Source organism: Citrobacter amalonaticus, from assembly GCF_037053465.1.
Lineage (GTDB): Bacteria > Pseudomonadota > Gammaproteobacteria > Enterobacterales > Enterobacteriaceae > Citrobacter_A > Citrobacter_A amalonaticus_H.
Window position 1 is genome coordinate 383,632 of record NZ_JBALIF010000002.1, and the last position, 21,982, is coordinate 405,613.

Genomic DNA, 21,982 nt, shown 5'->3' on the forward strand with positions numbered 1-21,982 from the left:
AAGCGGTTTATTCGCCGGCTTTTGCCCAGGTATCACGCAGGCCAACAGTGCGGTTAAACACGCGTTTTTCTGCTGTGGCATAGCGGCTGTCCAGGCAGAAGTAACCTTCGCGCTCAAACTGGTACGCTTTACCCGCCACAGTGTCTTTCAGAGATGGCTCCGCAAAACCCTGTTTGATCACCAGCGATTCCGGGTTCATCACAGAGAGAAAATCTTCTGCTGCTCCCGGGTTTGGCACACTGAACAGACGATCGTAGAGGCGAATTTCCACCGGCAGCGCATGTGCCGCGCTCACCCAATGAATAACGCCCTTCACTTTACGTCCGTCAGCCGGATCTTTGCTCAGGGTATCCGCGTCATAGGTACAGAAGATAGTGGTGATGTTGCCTTCGGCATCTTTTTCCACGCGTTCTGCTTTCACCACGTAGGCGTTGCGCAGACGTACTTCTTTGCCCATGACCAGACGCTTGTACTGCTTGTTCGCTTCTTCACGGAAGTCCGCGCGATCAATCCAGATTTCACCGCTAAACGGAACTTCGCGGGTACCCATTTCCGGTTTGTTCGGATGGTTAGGCATGGTGACCATTTCGCTTTCACCCTGCGGGTAGTTCTCAATCACCAGTTTCACCGGATCGATAACCGCCATCGCACGTGGTGCGTTTTCGTTGAGATCTTCACGAATGCAGGATTCCAGCGATGCCATCTCGATGGTGTTGTCCTGTTTGGTCACGCCAATGCGTTTACAGAATTCACGGATTGCCGCCGCGGTATAGCCGCGACGACGCAGACCGGAGATGGTCGGCATACGCGGATCGTCCCAGCCTTCAACGTGCTTATCGGTCACCAGCAGATTCAGCTTACGCTTGGACATCACCGTGTATTCCAGATTCAGGCGCGAGAACTCATACTGGCGCGGGTGAACCGGAATGGTGATATTATCGAGCACCCAGTCGTACAGGCGGCGATTGTCCTGGAACTCCAGCGTACACAGAGAGTGCGTAATACCTTCCAGCGCATCGCTGATGCAGTGGGTGAAGTCGTACATCGGATAGATGCACCACTTGTTGCCGGTCTGATGGTGCTCGGCAAATTTAATGCGGTACAACACCGGATCGCGCATCACGATAAACGGTGATGCCATGTCGATCTTCGCGCGCAGACAGGCCTTACCTTCTTCGAAGCCGCCGGTACGCATTTTCTCGAACAGTGCGAGGTTCTCCTCAACGCTGCGATCGCGGAATGGGCTGTTTTTACCTGGTTGCGTGAGCGTGCCACGGTATTCACGGATCTGTTCCGGCGTCAGTTCATCGACATACGCCAGTCCTTTGTTGATCAGCTCGACCGCGTAGGCATGCAATTGATCAAAGTAATCTGAGGAGTAGCGAACGTCGCCAGTCCAGTGAAAACCTAACCACTCTACGTCGTTTTTGATCGAGTCAACGTACTCAATATCTTCTTTTACCGGATTGGTGTCATCGAAACGCAGATTGCACTGCCCCTGGTAGTCTTGCGCGATACCAAAGTTCAGGCAGATAGATTTCGCGTGGCCAATGTGCAGATAACCATTTGGCTCCGGCGGAAAACGGGTATGGACTGTGGTGTGCTTACCACTGGCCAGATCTTCATCGATGATCTGACGAATAAAATTACTCGGGCGGGCTTCAGCCTCACTCATCGTAGGTTCCTCAAAGCGTAAACAACGTATAACGGCATATGATCTTATAAGCCGGGCGAAGAGACAACCTTTAAATGTCACGGAAAAAGCGTTACCGATAAAAAAAGCGGCGGAGGTTTCCCCCCGCCGCTTCATAGTGCCAGATGGCGGCTTACGCCTTATCTGGCCTGGCCTTTAATCTCATACAGCGGCGTTTGACCAGCAACCACATGACCTTCAGCTTTAACAACCAGACCGCTGAAGTCGTCGATGTTGCTGCAAACAACCGGGCTAATCATCGAGCGCGCATTCGCGTTCAGGTAGTCCAGATCCATTTCCAGAATCGGCTGACCTGCGGCCACTTCTGCGCCCTCTTCCACCAGACGCGTGAAGCCCTGACCGTTCAGCGCAACAGTATCAATACCCATGTGAACGACGATTTCTGCACCTTTCTCGGTTTCCAGGCAGAACGCATGGTTGGTGTTGAAGATTTTCACGATGGTACCGGCTGCCGGAGAAACAACGGTTTTATCCGTCGGTTTTACCGCAACGCCATCACCAACGGCTTTGCTGGCGAAGGCTTCATCAGGCACCTGATCCAGCGCAACAACGTCACCGGTCACTGGCGAAACCAGCTCAGCGATGGTCACCGCATTCGGTACTGCCTGCGGTTTGGCGGCCGGTTGTGCAACAGGAGCAGCAGACGCTTCTGCCGCAGCGACCGGACCTGTTGTCTTCATCGCGTTAGCAATTTTCTCAGCCACAAAGCCTACAATGATCTGTACGCTGGTCTTGTTCAGACGAATCACGCCAGACGCGCCCAGGCGTTTCGCCAGCGCTTCGTTCACCAGAGAAGAGTCTTTTACGTTCAAGCGCAAACGGGTGATGCAGGCATCGATACCGGTAAGGTTGTCGGAACCACCGATTGCCGCGATGTACTGACGCGCCAGCGCGGAAACGTCCTGCTCATTACCGTTGCTCACATTGACGTCCTGACCATCCGCTTCGCTACCGGCCACTGCCAGTTCGCGACCCGGCGTCATCAGGTTGAATTTAGTGATGACGAAACGGAACACAACGTAATAGATAACAAAGAACACCAGACCCTGAGGGATCAGCATCCACCACTGCGTCGCCAGCGGGTTACGGGAAGAGAGCACCATATCCACCAGACCCGCACTAAAGCCGAAGCCGGCAATCCAGTGCATACTCGCCGCGATGAAAACGGAGATACCGGTCAAAATAGCGTGGATGACATACAGCACCGGCGCAACGAACATGAAGGAGAATTCCAGCGGTTCAGTGATACCGGTGAAGAAGGCAGCAAACGCACCGGCCATCATAATACCCAGCACTTTCGCCTTGTTCTCAGGACGCGCGCAGTGGTAGATAGCCAGCGCCGCACCCGGCAAACCAAACATCATGATCGGGAAGAAGCCCGCCTGATAGCGACCGGTGATCCCAACCGTTGCTTTACCCGCTTCGATAGACTGAGCACCGCCGAGGAAGTTAGGAATATCGTTGATACCCGCAACGTCAAACCAGAATACGGAGTTCAGCGCGTGATGCAGACCTACCGGAATCAGCAGACGGTTGAAGAAGGCATAAATACCCGCACCGGCTGAGCCCAGTTTCTGGATGTGTTCACCGAAGTTTACCAGGCCATCGAAAATCATCGGCCAGATGTACATCATGATAAACGCCACGACGATCATCACAAAAGAGGTGAGGATCGGAACCAAACGGCGCCCACTGAAGAAGGAAAGTGCTTTCGGCAGCTCAACGCTGCTAAAGCGGTTATACAGCTCAGCAGAGATAATACCGACCAGAATACCCACGAACTGGTTGCTGATCTTGCCAAATGCAGCAGGAACCTGATCGGCCGGGATCTTCTGAATCATTGCAACCGCAGCCGGAGAACAGAGTGTGGTCAACACAAGGAAGCCCACAAAACCAGTCAGCGCCGCTGCGCCATCTTTATCTTTAGACATGCCATACGCTACACCGATAGCAAACAGCACGGACATGTTATCGATAATAGCGGAGCCGGATTTAATGAAGAACGCCGCGAGCGCGTTATCTCCACCCCAGCCAACCGGGTCGATCCAGTAACCGACCCCCATCAATATCGCCGCCGCCGGCAGCGTGGCGACCGGCACCATTAGCGCACGGCCTACCTTTTGCAGATAACCTAGAATACTCACTTTCTTCCCCCTTTGAGACCCCGTTAAGGCTCGCTTTAAGCTGTGTTTTTATTTTGTCACTAACTTATAGAAATTCAGTTGTTGCTTTACTGGCATTCTGAGTGTGTAAAAATTTAATTCGTATCGCAAATTAAAAGCGTGTTTTTTGTGAGTTTAGTCACCAAATATCGTTATCATCACTCCCTTTTACTGGCTAACTGTGAAAACTTATTTTATCATTCAAAAAATCAAGACGGATTGTCCCCACTGCGGCATACCAGGTTACGCTTTAGAATGCACCGACGTGCAATCCGCCAATGGCTTACATTTACTTTCTGAGGTGAAGAATGAGACTGATCCCACTGACTTCCGCTGAACAGGTCGGCAAATGGGCTGCACGCCATATCGTTAACCGTATCAACGCGTTCAAACCGACAGCCGATCGCCCGTTTGTTCTGGGGTTACCGACAGGCGGGACGCCACTGACCGCGTATAAAGCCTTAGTCGAAATGCACAAAGCGGGCCAGGTTAGCTTCAAACATGTTGTGACGTTCAATATGGACGAATATGTCGGTCTGCCAAAAGAACACCCGGAAAGCTACCATAGCTTTATGCACCGCAATTTCTTTGACCACGTTGATATTCCAGCAGAAAATATCAACCTGCTCAACGGCAACGCGCCAGATATCGACGCCGAATGCCGCCAGTACGAAGAAAAAATCCGTTCATACGGCAAAATCCACCTGTTTATGGGCGGTGTGGGTAACGACGGCCATATCGCATTCAACGAACCGGCCTCTTCGCTGGCATCCCGTACCCGTATCAAAACCCTGACGCATGATACCCGTGTGGCAAACTCCCGTTTCTTTGACGGCGACGTGGATCAGGTGCCGAAATATGCCCTGACCGTTGGCGTAGGTACCCTGCTGGATGCCGAAGAAGTGATGATTCTGGTGCTGGGTCATCAGAAAGCGCAGGCGCTGCAGGCGGCGGTTGAGGGTAATGTGAACCATATGTGGACCATCAGCTGTCTGCAACTGCATCCGAAAGCGGTTGTGGTGTGCGATGAGCCGTCCACGATGGAACTGAAAGTTAAGACGCTGAAATATTTCAACGAGTTAGAAGCCGAAAATATCAAAGGTCTGTAATGTAGTCTCCGCCCTGCCTCTGCGTTCAGGGCGGCATTTTTTTGAAATCGGGGGTCGGAATGTATGCTTTAACCCAGGGCCGGATCTTTACCGGCCACGAAATTCTTGATGACCATGCGATTGTTGTCGCTAATGGCCTGATTGACAGCGTTTGTCCAGTGGCAGAACTGCCGCCAGAGATCGAACAACGTTCAGTGAACGGGGCCATTCTTTCCCCCGGTTTCATCGATGTCCAGCTCAATGGCTGCGGCGGCGTGCAGTTTAACGATACGGCGGAAGCCGTTACCGTTGAAACGCTGGAGATCATGCAGAAAGCCAATGAGAAATCCGGCTGCACCAATTACCTGCCAACGCTGATCACCACCAGCGACGATCTGATGAAGCAAGGCGTTCGCGTGATGCGCGAATACCTCGCGAAACATCCGAACCAGGCGCTCGGGCTGCATCTGGAAGGTCCGTGGCTGAACCTGGTCAAAAAAGGAACGCATAACCCGAGTTTTGTCCGTCAGCCTGACGCTGCGCTGGTCGATTTCCTGTGCGATAATGCCGACGTGATTACCAAGGTCACCTTAGCGCCGGAAATGGTGCCTGCCGAAGTGATTCGCAAGCTGGCGCAGGCGGGTATCGTCGTCTCTGCGGGTCACTCAAACGCCACGCTGAAAGAAGCCAAAGCGGGCTTCCGGGCAGGTATTACGTTTGCCACCCACCTGTACAATGCCATGCCGTACATTACCGGACGCGAACCGGGTCTGGCGGGAGCCATTCTGGATGAAGCCGACATTTATTGCGGCGTTATTGCAGACGGTCTGCACGTTGATTATGCCAACATCCGCAATGCCAAGCGCCTGAAAGGTGACAAGCTTTGCCTCGTGACAGATGCAACGGCTCCGGCAGGTGCAAATATTGAACAGTTCATTTTTGCTGGTAAAACAATATACTACCGCAATGGACTTTGTGTGGATGAGAACGGTACGCTGAGCGGTTCATCATTAACCATGATCGAAGGCGTGCGTAACCTGGTTGAACATTGCGGCATTGCGCTGGATGAAGTGCTGCGCATGGCAACGCTCTACCCTGCGCGTGCCATCGGTGTTGAGAAACACCTTGGCAGCATCGCGGCAGGGAAAGTGGCTAACCTGACCGCTTTTACACACGATTTTAAAATCATCAAGACCATCGTTAATGGCAACGAGGTCGTTACTGAGTAAGAGAACGTATGACACCAGGCGGACAAGCTCAAATAGGTAATGTTGATCTCGTAAAACAGCTTAACAGCGCGGCCGTTTACCGCCTGATTGACCAGCACGGGCCTATCTCGCGGATTCAGATTGCCGAACAAAGCCAGCTTGCTCCCGCCAGCGTAACGAAAATTACGCGTCAGTTAATTGAACGCGGACTGATCAAAGAAGTTGATCAACAGGCCTCCACTGGGGGCCGCCGCGCCATTTCTATCGTCACCGAAACCCGCAATTTTCACGCTATTGGCGTGCGTCTTGGCCGTCATGACGCGACGATCACCTTGTTTGATCTGAGCAGTAAAGTGCTGGCTGAAGAGCACTACCCTTTACCGGAGCGTACCCAGGAAACGCTGGAGCACGCGCTGCTGAACGCCATTACGACCTTTATCGACAGCAATCAGCGTAAGATCCGCGAGTTAATCGCGATCTCTGTGATCCTGCCAGGTCTTGTCGATCCGGAAAGCGGCATGATTCACTACATGCCGCATATTCAGGTAGAAAACTGGGGCCTTGTTGAAGCGCTGGAGAAAAAATTCCGCGTCACCTGTTTCGTCGGCCACGACATTCGGAGTCTGGCACTGGCAGAGCACTACTTCGGTGCAAGTCAGGATTGTGAAGACTCCATTCTGGTGCGTGTACACCGGGGGACAGGCGCCGGGATCATCTCTAACGGACGCATTTTTATTGGCCGTAACGGTAACGTTGGCGAAATCGGTCATATCCAGGTTGAACCGCTGGGCGAACGCTGTCATTGCGGCAACTTCGGCTGTCTGGAAACCATCGCCGCGAATGCAGCCATTGAACAACGTGTCCTCAATCTGCTGAAGCAGGGTTACCAGAGCCGCGTGCCGCAGGACGACTGCACGATTAAAACGATTTGCAAAGCGGCCAATAAAGGTGACAGTCTGGCGTCTGAAGTTATCGAACACGTAGGGCGTCATCTGGGTAAAACCATTGCCATCGCCATTAACCTGTTTAATCCGCAAAAAATCGTCATCGCGGGTGAGATAACCGAAGCGGATAAAGTGCTGTTACCCGCCATTGAAAGCTGCATTAATACGCAGGCGTTGAAGGCATTTCGCAAGAATTTGCCAGTGGTGCGTTCCACGCTGGACCACCGCTCGGCGATTGGCGCATTTGCGCTGGTGAAGCGTGCCATGCTCAACGGCATTTTGCTCCAGCATTTGCTGGAAAACTGATGCGCTCTTATAGTATCGGATTATTAACACATTTCCTGGGTAGTTCATGACCATCAAGAATGTCATTTGTGATATCGACGGCGTGCTGATGCACGACAATGTCGCCGTACCTGGCGCGGCGGAGTTTCTGACTGGTGTAATGGAAAAAGGCCTGCCGCTGGTGCTGCTGACCAATTACCCGTCACAGACCGGTCAGGATCTGGCGAACCGTTTTGCGACGGCTGGCGTTAATGTGCCAGACAGCGTGTTTTATACCTCGGCGATGGCGACCGCCGATTTCCTGCGTCGTCAGGAAGGCAAAAAGGCCTATGTAGTAGGTGAAGGCGCGCTGATCCACGAACTGTATAAGGCTGGATTCACCATTACTGACGTGAATCCGGACTTTGTGATCGTCGGTGAGACCCGCTCCTATAACTGGGACATGATGCATAAAGCGGCTTATTTTGTGGCAAACGGCGCACGTTTTATCGCCACCAACCCGGATACCCACGGTCGCGGTTTTTATCCGGCCTGTGGTGCGCTTTGCGCAGGTATCGAGAAAATCTCTGGCCGCAAGCCGTTCTACGTGGGCAAACCGAGTCCGTGGATTATCCGCGCGGCGCTGAACAAAATGCAGGCGCACTCAGAAGAGACGGTGATTGTAGGCGACAATCTGCGTACCGATATTCTGGCCGGATTCCAGGCAGGGCTGGAGACGATCCTGGTGCTCTCCGGGGTCTCGACGCTGGATGATATCGACAGTATGCCGTTCCGCCCAAGCTGGATTTACCCTTCTGTCGCAGAGATCGACGTTATTTAAAACAGACCACGTCCCAGGACGTGGTTTTTCATGTTTCTCCGCCACAAAAACAAAGCCAATCAATAAAAACGCCATTTTTTTGACGATTCATTAATGAATGTGTTCATTACATGTTCTTTTTTCACCATTATGCAATCAGCGTTGCGTTTTTTCTTTTTCAGACGGCAAAGCTCTTGCACCCTCTTTTTCTTTGCGGCATTTTCTTAAGCAAGCAAACACAAAAAGCATTACGCAACAGGTTAACGGAGAAGGTTATGTGTTCAATTTTCGGCGTATTCGATATTAAATCTGATGCAGGTGAACTGCGTAAAAAAGCACTCGAGCTGTCACGCCTGATGCGCCATCGCGGCCCGGACTGGTCCGGCATCTATGCCTGCGATAAGGCCATTCTTGCCCATGAACGTCTGTCGATTGTCGACGTCAACGCTGGCGCTCAGCCACTGTATAACGAAAAGAAAACTCACGTGCTGGCGGTTAACGGTGAAATCTACAACCATCAGGCGCTGCGCGCAGAATACGGCGATCGCTATGCTTTCCAGACCGGTTCCGATTGCGAAGTTATCCTCGCGCTGTATCAGGAAAAAGGGGCTGAATTTCTCGATGATCTTCAAGGCATGTTCGCCTTCGCCCTGTACGACAGCGAGCAGGATGCTTACCTGATTGGCCGCGATCACATCGGGATAATCCCGCTGTATATGGGTTATGACGAGTTCGGTAACCTGTATGTGGCTTCCGAAATGAAAGCGCTGGTGCCGGTTTGTCGCACCATTAAAGAGTTCCCGGCGGGGAGCTATCTGTGGAGCAAAGACGGCGAGATCCGTCAGTATTATCAGCGTGACTGGTTCGATTTCGACGCGGTTAAAGATAATGTGACCGACAAAAACGCATTGCGTCAGGCGCTGGAAGATTCCGTAAAAAGTCACCTGATGTCAGACGTGCCTTATGGCGTGCTGCTTTCCGGCGGTCTGGACTCCTCCGTGATCTCCGCAATCACCAAGAAATTCGCCGCCCGTCGCGTGGAAGATGATGAGCGTTCTGAAGCCTGGTGGCCGCAACTCCACTCTTTCGCAGTAGGTCTGGAAGGCTCTCCTGACCTGAAAGCCGCGCAGGAAGTGGCAAACCACCTGGGAACAGTACACCATGAAATTCACTTTACGGTGCAGGAAGGGCTGGATGCGATCCGTGATGTGATTTATCACATTGAAACTTATGATGTGACCACCATTCGCGCCTCGACGCCGATGTACTTAATGTCGCGTAAGATCAAAGCGATGGGGATCAAAATGGTCCTCTCAGGCGAAGGGTCTGACGAAGTGTTTGGCGGGTATCTCTATTTCCATAAAGCGCCGAACGCGAAAGAGCTGCACGAAGAAACCGTCCGCAAGTTACAGGCCTTGCATATGTTTGACTGCGCTCGCGCAAACAAAGCCATGTCGGCCTGGGGTGTGGAAGCGCGCGTCCCGTTCCTGGATAAAAAATTCCTCGATGTGGCAATGCGCATCAACCCGGAAGACAAAATGTGCGGCAATGGCAAGATGGAAAAGCATATTCTTCGTGAATGTTTTGAATCCTATTTGCCAGCCAGCGTGGCGTGGCGCCAGAAAGAGCAGTTCTCTGATGGGGTGGGCTATAGCTGGATTGATACGCTGAAAGAAGTGGCGGCCGAACAAATTTCCGACCAGCAACTGGAAACCGCCCGCTTCCGCTTCCCGTATAACACGCCGTCTTCTAAAGAAGCGTACCTGTATCGCGAGATTTTCGAAGAGTTGTTCCCGTTGCCGAGCGCTGCGGAGTGTGTGCCGGGTGGTCCGTCCGTCGCCTGTTCTTCAGCCAAAGCGATCGAATGGGACGAAGCGTTCAAAACCATGAACGATCCATCAGGTCGCGCGGTGGGTGTTCATCAGTCCGCTTATCAGTAAGTTGAGCGGCAATAAAAGGGTCCTTCGGGGCCCTTTTTTGATGCTGAAAAACAGTTCAGAAAGTGATTAATAACCAATAATTGCCGATTTCTGCGTCACGCTGTTCGCAACCTAACCAAACAGTCACATTCCGGCTGTTTTCGATGAAAAAGAGGTTGACGCTTCAAGGCTCAATACGCATAATGCGCCCCGCAACGCCGATAAGGTAACGCGCGAAAAAAGAGGGCTACGTAGCTCAGTTGGTTAGAGCACATCACTCATAATGATGGGGTCACAGGTTCGAATCCCGTCGTAGCCACCATCTTTTTTGCGGGAGTGGCGAAATTGGTAGACGCACCAGATTTAGGTTCTGGCGCCGCAAGGTGTGCGAGTTCAAGTCTCGCCTCCCGCACCATTCCCATAAAAGCGTTGCACGGATGAGGTATCTCCAGGTTGTAAGTTAGCCTCCACGGCTAATAACGAACGAGCCTGAAGTTCTCCATTCGGAAATTTTGTTGGGGTATCGCCAAGCGGTAAGGCACCGGTTTTTGATACCGGCATTCCCTGGTTCGAATCCAGGTACCCCAGCCACATTTCTTCGAGTTTGCGGTTCTCCGCGACGGTCATTGGGGTATCGCCAAGCGGTAAGGCACCGGTTTTTGATACCGGCATTCCCTGGTTCGAATCCAGGTACCCCAGCCATCGAAGAAATTATCTGGCTACGTAGCTCAGTTGGTTAGAGCACATCACTCATAATGATGGGGTCACAGGTTCGAATCCCGTCGTAGCCACCATATTTAAAGTGTGTTGATTGATTTCGACAGCGCCGAAGACAATTTGTTGGGGTATCGCCAAGCGGTAAGGCACCGGATTCTGATTCCGGCATTCCGAGGTTCGAATCCTCGTACCCCAGCCACATTCAAAGACGTTCAGCTTGTGAACGCAAGAAGGTCAACTACTGGGGTATCGCCAAGCGGTAAGGCACCGGATTCTGATTCCGGCATTCCGAGGTTCGAATCCTCGTACCCCAGCCACATAAAAAAGCTCGCTTCGGCGAGCTTTTTGTTTTTTTGCATCACATTGCCTGATGGCGCTGCGCTTATCAGGCCTGCGATCGTAGACCTGATAAAGCATCAAAAATTACAACCCTAACGCATATTTCAGCGCCTGGCGTTTCAACACGCCTGCGCGCTCTGCCGCCATCAGCCCGAGGTTACGGATAATCCGCAACGGCTGCAGGTCATTGCTGAATCCGGCGTAGAACAGATCCATCCCGCTTTGCATAATGAAGTTATCCGCCATGCGACGGGTCTGGTAACGTTTAAGCACCGGCTGGCTCACCCAGGACTCGCCATAGCTACGGGCGCTCACCAGGACATCAATCAGCGCATCCACATCGCGATACCCCAGATTTACCCCCTGCCCGGCCAGTGGGTGGATGGTATGCGCCGCGTCGCCCACCAGCGCTAGTCCGGGCTGCACATATTGCAACGCGTGGCGGCGCATCAGTGGGAACGCGCCTGCTGCAACGGGCGTTACCTTTCCGGTACGCGCCGGAAAATGCTTTGCGATCTCATCCTGAAGCTGAGGCATGCTGAGCGCCTGCAACTGGCGAATACGCGCCGGTGAGTCGTACCACACCAGCGACGCCCAGTGGTCAAACAGCGGCAGAAAGGCGCGCGGGCCGTCCGGCGTAAACTGCTGCCAGGTACTGTCCCCCGGATCGTTTTCACACTGAACGGTTATCAGCATACAAGATTGCGCATATTGCCAGGCGTGAATGCCAATGCCGGCCATCTGGCGTACCTGCGAACTGGCACCATCCGCACCGATCACCAGTTTTGCGCTGATCCGTTCACCGCCCGCCAGCTCCAGCTCATGGCAATCGTTCAGTCGGTGCAGCGCTATCAACGACGCAGGAACGCGCAGTGTCACTTTCGGATGCGCCTCCAGCGCCTGCCAGAGCGCCAGTTGCAAAACGTTGTTCTCAACCATATAACCGAGCAGCGGGAGCTTAAGTTCCGTGGCATCGAACACCACATGCGCGTTTTCCCACTCCCAGGTTTCCAGCCGACGATAGGGATGGCTGCGCATTCCCTGCACGACATCCCACACGCCCAGGCCTTTCAGAAGAGAAACAGAGGCGGCGCTGATCGCCGAAATACGCACATCGGGCTGGCTGTCCGCGACAAACGGCGCAGGTAAGGCGTGTTCGATCACCGTGACCGTAAATCCATGTTGTGCCAGTCCCAGCGCCAGCGCGCCGCCGACCATCCCCCCGCCGACAATGGCAATTTCCGTTGGTTGATTTGTCATGGTCAATCATCCTGTTGCATGTATTGCGTAAGTTTACAGGATTTTTTACCCCTTGAGGCTGATAACGGTCATACTGGTCACCAGAGCAGCAAAGCATTACACTATGCGCCCTGCAATTCAGCCACTATTTCGCAAGAGCAAGTCGATGACCAAAAAACTCCATATTAAAACCTGGGGCTGTCAGATGAACGAATACGATTCATCGAAGATGGCCGATCTGCTGGATGCCACTCACGGGTATCAACTGACCGACGTGGCGGAAGAAGCGGATGTGCTGCTGCTGAATACCTGCTCAATCCGCGAGAAGGCCCAGGAGAAGGTCTTCCATCAGTTGGGGCGCTGGAAGCTGTTAAAAGAGAAGAATCCCGATCTGATAATCGGCGTCGGCGGCTGTGTGGCGTCTCAGGAAGGCGATCATATTCGCCAACGCGCGCACTATGTCGACATCATCTTTGGCCCGCAAACGCTGCATCGCCTGCCGGAGATGATTAACTCCGTTCGCGGCAATCGTAGCCCGGTTGTGGACATCAGCTTCCCGGAGATCGAGAAATTTGACCGTCTGCCGGAACCGCGTGCGGAAGGCCCGACCGCCTTTGTGTCAATCATGGAAGGCTGTAACAAATATTGTACCTACTGCGTGGTGCCGTATACCCGCGGTGAAGAGGTCAGCCGTCCGTCGGATGATATTCTGTTTGAAATCGCCCAGCTTGCCGCTCAGGGCGTGCGTGAAGTCAACCTGCTCGGCCAGAACGTGAATGCCTGGCGCGGAGAGAACTTTGATGGCACTACTGGTTCCTTCGCCGATCTGCTGCGTCTGGTTGCCGCCATTGACGGTATTGACCGTATCCGCTTTACCACCAGCCATCCGATCGAATTTACCGATGACATCATTGAGGTTTATCGCGATACGCCGGAACTGGTGAGCTTCCTGCACCTGCCGGTACAGAGCGGTTCGGATCGTGTGCTGAACCTGATGGGGCGTACCCACACGGCGCTGGAATATAAAGCGATCATCCGTAAGCTGCGTGCGGCGCGCCCGGATATTCAGATAAGTTCCGACTTTATTGTCGGCTTCCCGGGTGAAACCACCCAGGATTTCGAACAGACCATGAAGCTGATTGCCGACGTCAATTTTGACATGAGCTACAGCTTTATCTTCTCTGCGCGTCCAGGGACGCCAGCCGCCGATATGGTAGATGATGTGCCGGAAGAAGAGAAAAAACAGCGTCTTTATATTCTGCAGGATCGCATTAACCAGCAGGCGATGGCCTGGAGTCGTCGTATGCTCGGCACGGTCCAGCGTATTCTGGTGGAAGGGACATCGCGTAAGAGCATTATGGAGCTGTCGGGTCGTACCGAAAATAACCGCGTGGTGAACTTCGAAGGCACGCCGGAGATGATCGGTAAATTTGTCGATGTTGAAATTACCGACGTCTGGACAAACTCCCTGCGCGGCAAAGTGGTTCGTACCGAAGATGAAATGGGTCTGCGCATCGCAGAAACCCCGGAATCAGTGATTGCCCGTACCCGTAAAGAAAACGATATTGGCGTGGGATTCTGGCAGCCTTAATTCAGCTAAAACGCCAAAATGCCCGATGGCGCTGCGCTTATCGGGCCTACAGGAGCACTGGTAACGGATGACTTGCCCGATGACGCCGCGCTTATCGGGCCTGCAAAAACGCCCGGCCCGCTGTAATGGCGGGCCTTGTTATTCCCTTCTTCGCCCCCATTTTCATTCCAGTGCTTGCGCCTTTATCCTGTGGCGTGAATAATTTCCTTATCAGCCGGTGAGCACACACGTTCCGGCTATCTATGCATAAGAGGAACAGTTTGAACATAGACACTCGCGAAATTACCCTTGAGCCCGCAGACAATGACCGCCTGCTGAGCCTTTGCGGTCCGTTTGATGACAACATCAAACAACTGGAACGCCGTCTCGGTATCGAGATTAACCGCCGTGACAACCATTTTAAACTGACCGGCCGCCCGATTTGCGTCACCGCCGCAGCGGATATCTTACGCAGCCTGTACGTCGATACCGCGCCGATGCGCGGCCAGACGCAGGATATCGAGCCAGAACAAGTTCATCTCGCCATTAAAGAAGCCCGCGTACTTGAGCAAACCGCCGAGAGCGTGCCTGAGTTTGGCAAAGCGGTAAACATCAAGACGAAGCGGGGCGTGATTAAGCCGCGCACGCCAAACCAGGCTCAGTACATTGCAAATATCCTTGATCATGACATCACTTTCGGCGTGGGCCCGGCCGGTACGGGGAAAACGTATCTGGCCGTCGCCGCCGCAGTCGATGCGCTTGAGCGTCAGGAGATTCGCCGCATTCTGCTGACCCGTCCGGCGGTTGAAGCCGGTGAAAAACTGGGCTTCTTGCCTGGCGATCTGAGTCAGAAAGTTGACCCCTACCTGCGCCCGCTGTATGACGCCCTGTTCGAAATGCTCGGCTTCGAGAAAGTCGAAAAGCTGATTGAGCGTAATGTGATTGAAGTGGCACCGCTGGCATACATGCGTGGTCGTACCCTGAACGATGCCTTTATCATTCTGGATGAAAGCCAGAACACCACCATCGAACAGATGAAGATGTTCCTGACCCGTATTGGTTTTAACTCGAAGGCGGTGATTACCGGCGACGTCACGCAGATTGACCTTCCGCGTAACACTAAATCGGGGTTGCGCCACGCCATCGAAGTGCTGGCGGAAGTCGACGAGATCAGCTTTAACTTTTTCCACAGCGAAGATGTCGTGCGCCACCCGGTGGTTGCCCGCATCGTTAACGCCTATGAGGCGTGGGAAGAAGCCGAACAAAAACGCAAAGCCGAGCTGGCAGCAGAGCGTAAGCGTGAAGCCCAGGAGCAGGAACAAAAATGAGTCAGGTGATCCTCGATTTACAACTGGCGTGTGAGAACAACACGGGTTTGCCGGAAGAGGCCCAGTTTCAGGCCTGGCTGAACGCCGTTATTCCGCAATTTCAGGAAGAATCAGAAGTGACGATTCGCCTGGTGGACGAAGCCGAAAGTCACGATCTCAATCTGACATACCGTGGGAAAGACAAGCCGACCAATGTGCTCTCTTTCCCGTTTGAAGCCCCACCGGGTATTGAGCTGCCGCTGCTCGGCGACTTGATCATCTGCCGCCAGGTGGTTGAACAAGAAGCGCAGGAGCAAGGTAAGCCGTTGGATGCTCACTGGGCGCATATGGTCGTCCACGGCAGCTTGCATTTGCTGGGCTACGATCATATCGAAGACGATGAGGCAGAAGAGATGGAAGCCCTCGAAACAGAGATTATGCTTGCTCTGGGCTATGAGGATCCGTACATTGCCGAGAAGGAATAAGCGACCGGGCGTATGCCCGGTGATTTCCGGTGATGCCATGCGCTGAGTTTGCGCGCATTGCGCAAGAGATTAACTAACAAGAGAACCCATACGACGCCATGAGCGACGACAATTCACACAGTAGTGACACATTAAGCAACAAGAAGGGATTTTTCTCCCTGTTACTGAGCCAACTTTTCCACGGCGAACCGAAAAACCGTGATGAACTGCTGGCGCTGATCCGTGATTCCGGGCAGAACGAGCTTATCGATGAAGATACGCGCGACATGCTTGAAGGGGTGATGGACATTGCGGACCAGCGCGTTCGCGACATCATGATCCCCCGTTCCCAGATGATTACCCTGAAACGCAACCAGACGCTGGACGAATGCCTTGATGTCATCATCGAGTCCGCCCACTCGCGTTTCCCGGTGATCAGCGAGGACAAAGATCACATTGAAGGGATTCTGATGGCGAAGGATTTGCTGCCATTTATGCGCAGCGATGCCGATGCTTTCAGCATGGAGAAAGTGTTACGTCAGGCCGTTGTCGTCCCGGAGAGCAAACGCGTTGACCGTATGCTCAAAGAGTTCCGCTCTCAGCGTTACCATATGGCTATCGTCATCGACGAATTCGGCGGCGTCTCTGGTCTGGTGACCATTGAAGACATCCTCGAACTGATCGTCGGTGAAATTGAAGATGAGTACGACGAAGAAGATGATATCGACTTCCGTCAGCTCAGCCGCCACACCTGGACCATTCGCGCTCTGGCACCGATAGAAGACTTTAATGAAGCCTTCGGCACCAGCTTTAGCGATGAAGAGGTCGATACCATCGGGGGTCTGGTGATGCAGGCGTTTGGTCACCTGCCAGCACGCGGTGAAACCATTGATATCGATGGTTACCAGTTCAAAGTTGCAATGGCCGACAGCCGTCGTATTATTCAGGTTCACGTCAGAATTCCGGATGACTCTCCCCAGCCCAAACTGGACGAATAAAACCGAACGGGAAGAAGAACTCAATGGCTTTTGCCTCATTAATTGAACGCCAGCGCATTCGCCTGCTGCTGGCGTTATTATTCGGTGCCTGCGGTACGCTGGCCTTTTCTCCTTATGATATCTGGCCCGCCGCGATTGTATCGTTGATGGGACTGCAGGCTTTAACCCTCAATCGCCGCCCCCTCCAGTCTGCCGCTATCGGCTACTTCTGGGGGCTGGGACTCTTCGGGACGGGAATCAACTGGGTATACGTTAGCATCGCACAGTTTGGTGGAATGCCAGGCCCGGTGAACGTCTTTCTGGTTGTCCTTCTCGCGGCATATCTCTCCTTGTATACCGGGCTGTTTGCTGGTGTGCTTTCGCGCCTTTGGCCGAACACCACCTGGCTGCGGGTGGCGATTGCCGCACCGGTCGTCTGGCAGCTCTCCGAATTCCTGCGCGGCTGGGTGCTGACTGGCTTTCCGTGGCTACAGTTTGGCTACAGTCAGATTGACGGTCCGCTGAAAGGACTGGCGCCGGTGATGGGCGTCGAAGCCATCAATTTTTTGCTGATGATGGTCAGCGGCCTGCTGGTCCTCGCCCTGGTAACCCGCAACTGGCGTCCGCTGGTCGTTGCGGTCGTCCTTTTCGCTCTCCCCTTCCCGCTCCGCTATATCCAGTGGTTTACGCTGGAACCGGAAAGAACGACCCGCGTGTCGATGGTTCAGGGCGATATTCCACAGTCACTGAAATGGGATGAAAATCAGTTGCTGAATACGCTCAAAATCTATCTTGATGCGACACAGCCTGAGATGGGGAAATCCCAACTGATTATCTGGCCGGAATCGGCTATCCCGGATCTGGAAATCAATCAGCAGCGTTTTCTTGCCATGATGGACGATCTGCTGCGTTCAAAAGACAGTACGCTGATTACCGGTATTGTCGATGCACGGCTGAATAAACAGAACCGCTATGACACATACAACACCATCATCACACTGGGGAAAGACAATCCATATCGCTATGACTCCAGCAACCGCTATGACAAGAACCATCTGGTGCCGTTTGGCGAGTTTGTACCGCTGGAATCCATCCTGCGCCCGCTAGCGCCGTTCTTTGACCTGCCAATGTCGTCATTCAGTCGCGGAGCCTACGTGCAACCCCAGCTCCATGCGCACGGCTTTGCACTGACTGCCGCGATTTGCTACGAGATTATTCTGGGCGAACAGGTACGCGATAACTTCCGCCCGGACACGGATTTTCTGCTGACTATCTCTAATGATGCCTGGTTCGGTAAGTCGATTGGTCCGTGGCAGCACTTCCAGATGGCGCGGATGCGTTCGCTGGAGCTGGCGCGCCCCTTGCTGCGTAGCACCAACAACGGCATTACGGCGGTGATTGGCCCTCAGGGCGAAATTCAGGCCATGATCCCGCAGTTTACACGTCAGGTATTGACCGCCAACGTCACGCCGACCTCTGGCCTGACGCCTTATGCACGTACCGGCAACTGGCCGCTGTGGCTCATTACCGCGCTGTTCGGTTTTGCCGCCGTGTTAATGAGTTTGCGTCAGCGCCGTCGATAACACAGTGCACCATCAAATGTTGGCTGGATAAGGCGGTACGCCGCCATCCGGCAGTTGTGCCACATCGTGCCTGATGACGCTTCGCTTATCAGGCCTACAAACCTCCCCCCGAAAACCATTCTGGCACGTCTATTGCTTTGTTAAAGAAGGCAAACCTGTTTTAGCGTTCAGCGCAACTTAGTCGCACCACGGCTGTTCATCGGTAGCACCGAAACGGTGCAATGAGAGATTTTTGCCTCTGAATGGTGCGGCGCACTTCGCAAAAATAAACAATAACGCAGCAAAATCTTTACATTAACCCAGACTAAATGTTAACAAACAGGTAAAACACTGCACACTTAAGTTGCAGGCGATAACAACACTGACATTCACAATAGGTATCACTGCGCCAACGGCGCAGACGATAAGGAGTTGGATATGCAATTACGTAAGCTAGCCACAGCAATGCTGGTTATGGGACTGTCAGCCGGTCTGGCGCACGCAGAAGACGCCGCACCTGCCGCAGGCAGCACGCTCGACAAGATCGCTAAAAATGGCGTAATCGTGGTCGGTCACCGTGAATCCTCCGTGCCATTCTCTTATTACGACAATCAGCAGAAAGTGGTGGGTTATTCTCAGGATTACTCCAACGCTATCGTTGAAGCCGTGAAGAAGAAACTGAACAAGCCCGATCTGCAGGTTAAGCTGATCCCAATTACCTCTCAGAACCGTATTCCGCTGCTGCAAAACGGCACTTTCGATTTTGAGTGTGGTTCCACCACCAATAACGTGGAGCGCCAGAAACAGGCTGCGTTCTCTGACACTATTTTTGTGGTCGGCACACGTCTGCTGGCGAAAAAAGGCGGGGACATTAAAGACTTCGCGGATCTGAAAGGCAAAGCGGTGGTAGTGACCTCAGGGACCACCTCAGAAATTCTGCTGCACAAGCTGAACGACGAGCAAAAAATGGATATGCGCATCATCAGCGCCAAAGACCACGGTGACTCCTTCCGTACGCTGGAAAGCGGTCGCGCGGTGGCCTTTATGATGGATGACGCCCTGCTGGCCGGTGAGCGCGCGAAGGCGAAGAAACCGGATAACTGGGAAATCGTCGGCAAGCCGCAGTCACAAGAAGCTTACGGTTGCATGCTGCGTAAGAACGATCCTGAGTTCAAAAAGCTGATGGATGACACTATTGCCCAGGCACAAACCTCAGGTGAAGCGGCAAAATGGTTTGATAAGTGGTTCAAGAATCCGATTCCGCCCAAAAACCTGAATATGAATTTCGAACTGTCTGACGAAATGAAAGCCCTGTTTAAAGAGCCGAATGACAAAGCACTTAACTAACTAAAACAAAATGGGGCGAGATCTCCTTGCCCTCTCGATTGCTATTCAGCACGGACAGACTATACGCCTGATGGTCGTTCCCCATCAGGCCTGAAAACCGAAATACGCTGAATGACAATCTTCGAGGGTAGCGCTGCTACCCTTTTTTTCGGAGTAGATGTATGTCAATAGACTGGAACTGGGGTATTTTTTTACAACAGGCCCCATTCGGCAACACCACCTATCTCGGCTGGCTCTGGAGCGGCTTTCAGGTCACCGTGGCGTTATCCATCACCGCCTGGATTATTGCTTTCCTGGTCGGCTCTTTATTCGGCATTTTACGCACTGTTCCTAATCGCTTCCTTTCCGGGATCGGTACCCTGTATGTTGAACTGTTTCGTAACGTTCCGCTGATCGTCCAGTTCTTCACCTGGTATCTGGTGATCCCTGAGCTGCTGCCGGAAGATCTCGGTATGTGGTTTAAGGCGGAACTGGATCCCAATATTCAGTTCTTCCTGTCGTCAATGCTCTGTCTTGGGTTGTTCACCGCGGCACGTGTTTGCGAACAGGTACGCGCCGCTATTCAGTCACTGCCGCGTGGTCAAAAAAACGCAGCGCTGGCAATGGGGCTGACCTTGCCACAGGCCTACCGCTATGTGCTGCTGCCTAACGCCTATCGCGTAATTGTCCCACCAATGACCTCAGAAATGATGAACCTGGTGAAAAACTCCGCCATCGCCTCCACTATCGGTCTGGTCGATATGGCGGCGCAGGCCGGTAAACTGCTGGATTACTCGGCGCATGCCTGGGAATCGTTTACCGCTATTACCCTGGCGTACGTGATGATTAATGCCTTCATCATGCTGGTGATGAATCTGGTGGAACGTAAGATCCGCCTGCCTGGCAATATGGGAGGCAAATAATGTACGAATTTGACTGGAGTTCTATTGTCCCCTCCCTGCCGTATCTGCTGGATGGGCTGGTTATTACCCTTAAAATCACTCTGACGGCTGTGGTTATCGGTATCGTCTGGGGAACGCTGCTGGCGGTGATGCGCCTTTCAAGTTTTGCGCCCATCGCCTGGTTTGCTAAAGCGTATGTTAACGTGTTCCGCTCCATCCCTTTGGTGATGGTGCTGCTGTGGTTCTATCTGATTGTGCCTGGATTGTTGCAGGACGTTCTGGGACTGTCGCCAAAAACGGATATCCGCCTCATTTCAGCAATGGTGGCGTTTTCCATGTTTGAAGCCGCGTATTACTCCGAGATTATCCGTGCGGGCATCCAGAGTATTTCCCGTGGCCAGTCGAGCGCGGCTCTGGCGCTGGGAATGACCCACTGGCAGTCGATGAAACTCATCATTTTACCGCAGGCGTTTCGTGCGATGGTGCCACTTCTGCTCACACAGGGGATTGTCCTGTTCCAGGATACCTCCCTGGTTTACGTCTTAAGCCTCGCGGATTTCTTCCGTACCGCATCGACCATTGGCGAGCGTGATGGTACTCAGGTTGAAATGATCCTGTTTGCCGGTGCCGTCTACTTTGTTATCAGCCTGAGCGCGTCGTTGTTAGTCAGCTATTTGAAGAAAAGGACAGTTTAATGATTACCCTGAAAAATGTTTCTAAATGGTATGGTCACTTTCAGGTGCTGACCGACTGCTCCACGGAAGTGAAAAAAGGCGAAGTGGTGGTGGTCTGCGGCCCGTCAGGTTCCGGTAAATCAACGCTGATTAAAACGGTTAACGGCCTGGAGCCGGTTCAAAAAGGCGAAATTACCGTCAACGGGATCGTCGTTAACGACAAGAAAACGGATCTGGCAAAACTGCGCTCCCGCGTCGGCATGGTGTTCCAGCACTTTGAACTGTTTCCGCACCTGTCGATCATCGAAAACCTGACGCTCGCACAGGTAAAAGTGCTCAAGCGTGATAAAGCGCCGGCGCGCGAAAAAGCGCAAAAACTGCTGGAGCGCGTTGGCCTCGCCGCTCATGCGAATAAATATCCGGCACAACTTTCCGGCGGTCAGCAGCAGCGCGTCGCGATAGCCCGTGCGCTGTGTATGGATCCTGTCGCTATGCTGTTCGATGAACCCACTTCCGCGCTCGATCCGGAGATGATCAACGAAGTGCTCGACGTTATGGTTGAACTGGCTAACGAAGGGATGACCATGATGGTGGTGACCCACGAAATGGGTTTTGCGCGCAAAGTCGCGAATCGGGTGATCTTTATGGACGAAGGGAAAATCGTTGAAGACTCACCGAAAGAGGAGTTCTTCGCTAATCCGAAATCCGAGCGTGCGAAGGACTTCCTCGCAAAAATCCTGCATTAATGTCAGTAGCGTCGGGAGATGCCGCCATCAGGCGCACCTC

The 21,982-nt window shown here is 53.1% G+C and carries 17 protein-coding genes and 7 tRNA genes; 21 read left to right on the top strand and 3 right to left on the bottom strand.

All coding sequences use genetic code 11. The features are described 5' to 3' along the window. Positions 1-7: 7 nt before the first annotated feature. Together glnS and nagE are read right to left on the bottom strand one after the other, a co-directional pair. Complete coding sequence (gene glnS / locus WB371_RS04630) at positions 8-1,675, bottom strand: glutamine--tRNA ligase (RefSeq protein WP_336218932.1); 1,668 nt, start codon at positions 1,673-1,675, stop codon at positions 8-10. Between the two features lie 158 nt (positions 1,676-1,833). After that, positions 1,834-3,858, bottom strand: a complete 2,025-nt coding sequence (gene nagE, locus WB371_RS04635) for an N-acetylglucosamine-specific PTS transporter subunit IIBC (protein ID WP_336218933.1) — start codon at positions 3,856-3,858, stop codon at positions 1,834-1,836. 326 nt (positions 3,859-4,184) lie between these two features. On the opposite strand from nagE, the gene nagB reads away from it, so the two are divergent. The 12 genes from nagB (at position 4,185) to WB371_RS04695 (ending at position 11,153) form a co-directional block, all read left to right on the top strand. Next, complete coding sequence (gene nagB, locus WB371_RS04640; protein ID WP_042320678.1) at positions 4,185-4,985, top strand: glucosamine-6-phosphate deaminase; 801 nt, start codon at positions 4,185-4,187, stop codon at positions 4,983-4,985. A gap of 59 nt (positions 4,986-5,044) precedes the next feature. Further along, on the top strand, positions 5,045-6,193 hold the full coding sequence (nagA, locus tag WB371_RS04645; protein ID WP_336218934.1) for an N-acetylglucosamine-6-phosphate deacetylase: 1,149 nt from the start codon (positions 5,045-5,047) through the stop codon (positions 6,191-6,193). Positions 6,194-6,201: 8 nt separating this feature from the next. Then, positions 6,202-7,422, top strand: coding sequence for a DNA-binding transcriptional regulator NagC (gene nagC / locus WB371_RS04650; protein ID WP_336218935.1), 1,221 nt, complete (start codon positions 6,202-6,204; stop codon positions 7,420-7,422). 46 nt (positions 7,423-7,468) lie between these two features. Next, on the top strand, positions 7,469-8,221 hold the full coding sequence (gene nagD, locus WB371_RS04655; RefSeq protein WP_042320681.1) for a ribonucleotide monophosphatase NagD: 753 nt from the start codon (positions 7,469-7,471) through the stop codon (positions 8,219-8,221). 254 nt (positions 8,222-8,475) lie between these two features. Continuing rightward, positions 8,476-10,140, top strand: a complete 1,665-nt coding sequence (gene asnB, locus WB371_RS04660; protein ID WP_336218936.1) for an asparagine synthase B — start codon at positions 8,476-8,478, stop codon at positions 10,138-10,140. 224 nt (positions 10,141-10,364) lie between these two features. Further along, positions 10,365-10,441 (top strand) — tRNA-Met (locus WB371_RS04665). Positions 10,442-10,449: 8 nt separating this feature from the next. After that, positions 10,450-10,534: transfer RNA gene (locus WB371_RS04670), tRNA-Leu, on the top strand. A 101-nt stretch (positions 10,535-10,635) separates the two neighbouring features. Continuing rightward, positions 10,636-10,710, top strand: a tRNA-Gln gene (locus WB371_RS04675). Positions 10,711-10,746: 36 nt separating this feature from the next. After that, positions 10,747-10,821, top strand: a tRNA-Gln gene (locus tag WB371_RS04680). 15 nt (positions 10,822-10,836) lie between these two features. Next, positions 10,837-10,913 (top strand) — tRNA-Met (locus WB371_RS04685). A 47-nt stretch (positions 10,914-10,960) separates the two neighbouring features. After that, positions 10,961-11,035, top strand: a tRNA-Gln gene (locus WB371_RS04690). A gap of 43 nt (positions 11,036-11,078) precedes the next feature. After that, a tRNA-Gln gene (locus WB371_RS04695) sits at positions 11,079-11,153 on the top strand. Positions 11,154-11,259: 106 nt separating this feature from the next. Here the strand turns inward: WB371_RS04695 and ubiF are convergent. Then, positions 11,260-12,435: a 3-demethoxyubiquinol 3-hydroxylase gene (ubiF, locus tag WB371_RS04700; protein WP_336218937.1), complete on the bottom strand. Its 1,176-nt coding sequence runs from the start codon at positions 12,433-12,435 to the stop codon at positions 11,260-11,262. 145 nt (positions 12,436-12,580) lie between these two features. Between ubiF and miaB the strand changes: the two genes are divergently transcribed. From miaB to gltL, 9 genes are all read left to right on the top strand, one after another. Beyond that, positions 12,581-14,005 carry a tRNA (N6-isopentenyl adenosine(37)-C2)-methylthiotransferase MiaB gene (gene miaB / locus WB371_RS04705; protein ID WP_336218938.1) on the top strand — a complete coding sequence of 475 codons (1,425 nt, stop codon included), beginning with the start codon at positions 12,581-12,583 and terminating at the stop codon, positions 14,003-14,005. A 260-nt stretch (positions 14,006-14,265) separates the two neighbouring features. Then, entirely contained in the window at positions 14,266-15,312 is a 1,047-nt protein-coding gene (locus WB371_RS04710) for a PhoH family protein (RefSeq protein WP_336218939.1), read from the top strand. Next, on the top strand, positions 15,309-15,776 hold the full coding sequence (ybeY, locus tag WB371_RS04715) for an rRNA maturation RNase YbeY (RefSeq protein ID WP_336218940.1): 468 nt from the start codon (positions 15,309-15,311) through the stop codon (positions 15,774-15,776). The genes WB371_RS04710 and ybeY overlap by 4 nt, the downstream gene beginning before the upstream one ends. 98 nt (positions 15,777-15,874) lie before the next feature. Beyond that, positions 15,875-16,753, top strand: a complete 879-nt coding sequence (gene corC, locus WB371_RS04720; protein WP_336218941.1) for a CNNM family magnesium/cobalt transport protein CorC — start codon at positions 15,875-15,877, stop codon at positions 16,751-16,753. A gap of 23 nt (positions 16,754-16,776) precedes the next feature. After that, positions 16,777-18,315 (top strand): apolipoprotein N-acyltransferase, encoded by a 1,539-nt coding sequence (lnt, locus tag WB371_RS04725; protein ID WP_336218942.1) that lies wholly within the window; start codon positions 16,777-16,779, stop codon positions 18,313-18,315. A gap of 417 nt (positions 18,316-18,732) precedes the next feature. Then, a complete protein-coding gene (gltI, locus tag WB371_RS04730) occupies positions 18,733-19,641 on the top strand; it encodes a glutamate/aspartate ABC transporter substrate-binding protein GltI (RefSeq protein WP_336218943.1) in 909 nt (302 codons plus the stop codon). A 161-nt stretch (positions 19,642-19,802) separates the two neighbouring features. Next, positions 19,803-20,543 (top strand): glutamate/aspartate ABC transporter permease GltJ, encoded by a 741-nt coding sequence (gene gltJ, locus WB371_RS04735; protein WP_336218944.1) that lies wholly within the window; start codon positions 19,803-19,805, stop codon positions 20,541-20,543. Then, positions 20,543-21,217: a glutamate/aspartate ABC transporter permease GltK gene (gene gltK / locus WB371_RS04740; RefSeq protein WP_336218945.1), complete on the top strand. Its 675-nt coding sequence runs from the start codon at positions 20,543-20,545 to the stop codon at positions 21,215-21,217. The genes gltJ and gltK overlap by 1 nt, the downstream gene beginning before the upstream one ends. After that, positions 21,217-21,942 (top strand): glutamate/aspartate ABC transporter ATP-binding protein GltL, encoded by a 726-nt coding sequence (gene gltL, locus WB371_RS04745; RefSeq protein ID WP_336218946.1) that lies wholly within the window; start codon positions 21,217-21,219, stop codon positions 21,940-21,942. The genes gltK and gltL overlap by 1 nt, the downstream gene beginning before the upstream one ends. Positions 21,943-21,982: the final 40 nt, after the last annotated feature.

What these genes read in the sequence shown, in the direction of transcription:
- glnS (WP_336218932.1), bottom strand. Translation starts at nt 1,675, where the DNA reads ATGAGTGAGGCTGAAGCCCGCCCGAGTAATTTTATTCGTCAGATCATC.
- nagB (WP_042320678.1), top strand. Translation starts at nt 4,185, where the DNA reads ATGAGACTGATCCCACTGACTTCCGCTGAACAGGTCGGCAAATGGGCT.
- nagA (WP_336218934.1), top strand. Translation starts at nt 5,045, where the DNA reads ATGTATGCTTTAACCCAGGGCCGGATCTTTACCGGCCACGAAATTCTT.
- nagC (WP_336218935.1), top strand. Translation starts at nt 6,202, where the DNA reads ATGACACCAGGCGGACAAGCTCAAATAGGTAATGTTGATCTCGTAAAA.
- nagD (WP_042320681.1), top strand. Translation starts at nt 7,469, where the DNA reads ATGACCATCAAGAATGTCATTTGTGATATCGACGGCGTGCTGATGCAC.
- asnB (WP_336218936.1), top strand. Translation starts at nt 8,476, where the DNA reads ATGTGTTCAATTTTCGGCGTATTCGATATTAAATCTGATGCAGGTGAA.
- ubiF (WP_336218937.1), bottom strand. Translation starts at nt 12,435, where the DNA reads ATGACAAATCAACCAACGGAAATTGCCATTGTCGGCGGGGGGATGGTC.
- miaB (WP_336218938.1), top strand. Translation starts at nt 12,581, where the DNA reads ATGACCAAAAAACTCCATATTAAAACCTGGGGCTGTCAGATGAACGAA.
- ybeY (WP_336218940.1), top strand. Translation starts at nt 15,309, where the DNA reads ATGAGTCAGGTGATCCTCGATTTACAACTGGCGTGTGAGAACAACACG.
- corC (WP_336218941.1), top strand. Translation starts at nt 15,875, where the DNA reads ATGAGCGACGACAATTCACACAGTAGTGACACATTAAGCAACAAGAAG.
- lnt (WP_336218942.1), top strand. Translation starts at nt 16,777, where the DNA reads ATGGCTTTTGCCTCATTAATTGAACGCCAGCGCATTCGCCTGCTGCTG.
- gltI (WP_336218943.1), top strand. Translation starts at nt 18,733, where the DNA reads ATGCAATTACGTAAGCTAGCCACAGCAATGCTGGTTATGGGACTGTCA.
- gltJ (WP_336218944.1), top strand. Translation starts at nt 19,803, where the DNA reads ATGTCAATAGACTGGAACTGGGGTATTTTTTTACAACAGGCCCCATTC.
- gltK (WP_336218945.1), top strand. Translation starts at nt 20,543, where the DNA reads ATGTACGAATTTGACTGGAGTTCTATTGTCCCCTCCCTGCCGTATCTG.
- gltL (WP_336218946.1), top strand. Translation starts at nt 21,217, where the DNA reads ATGATTACCCTGAAAAATGTTTCTAAATGGTATGGTCACTTTCAGGTG.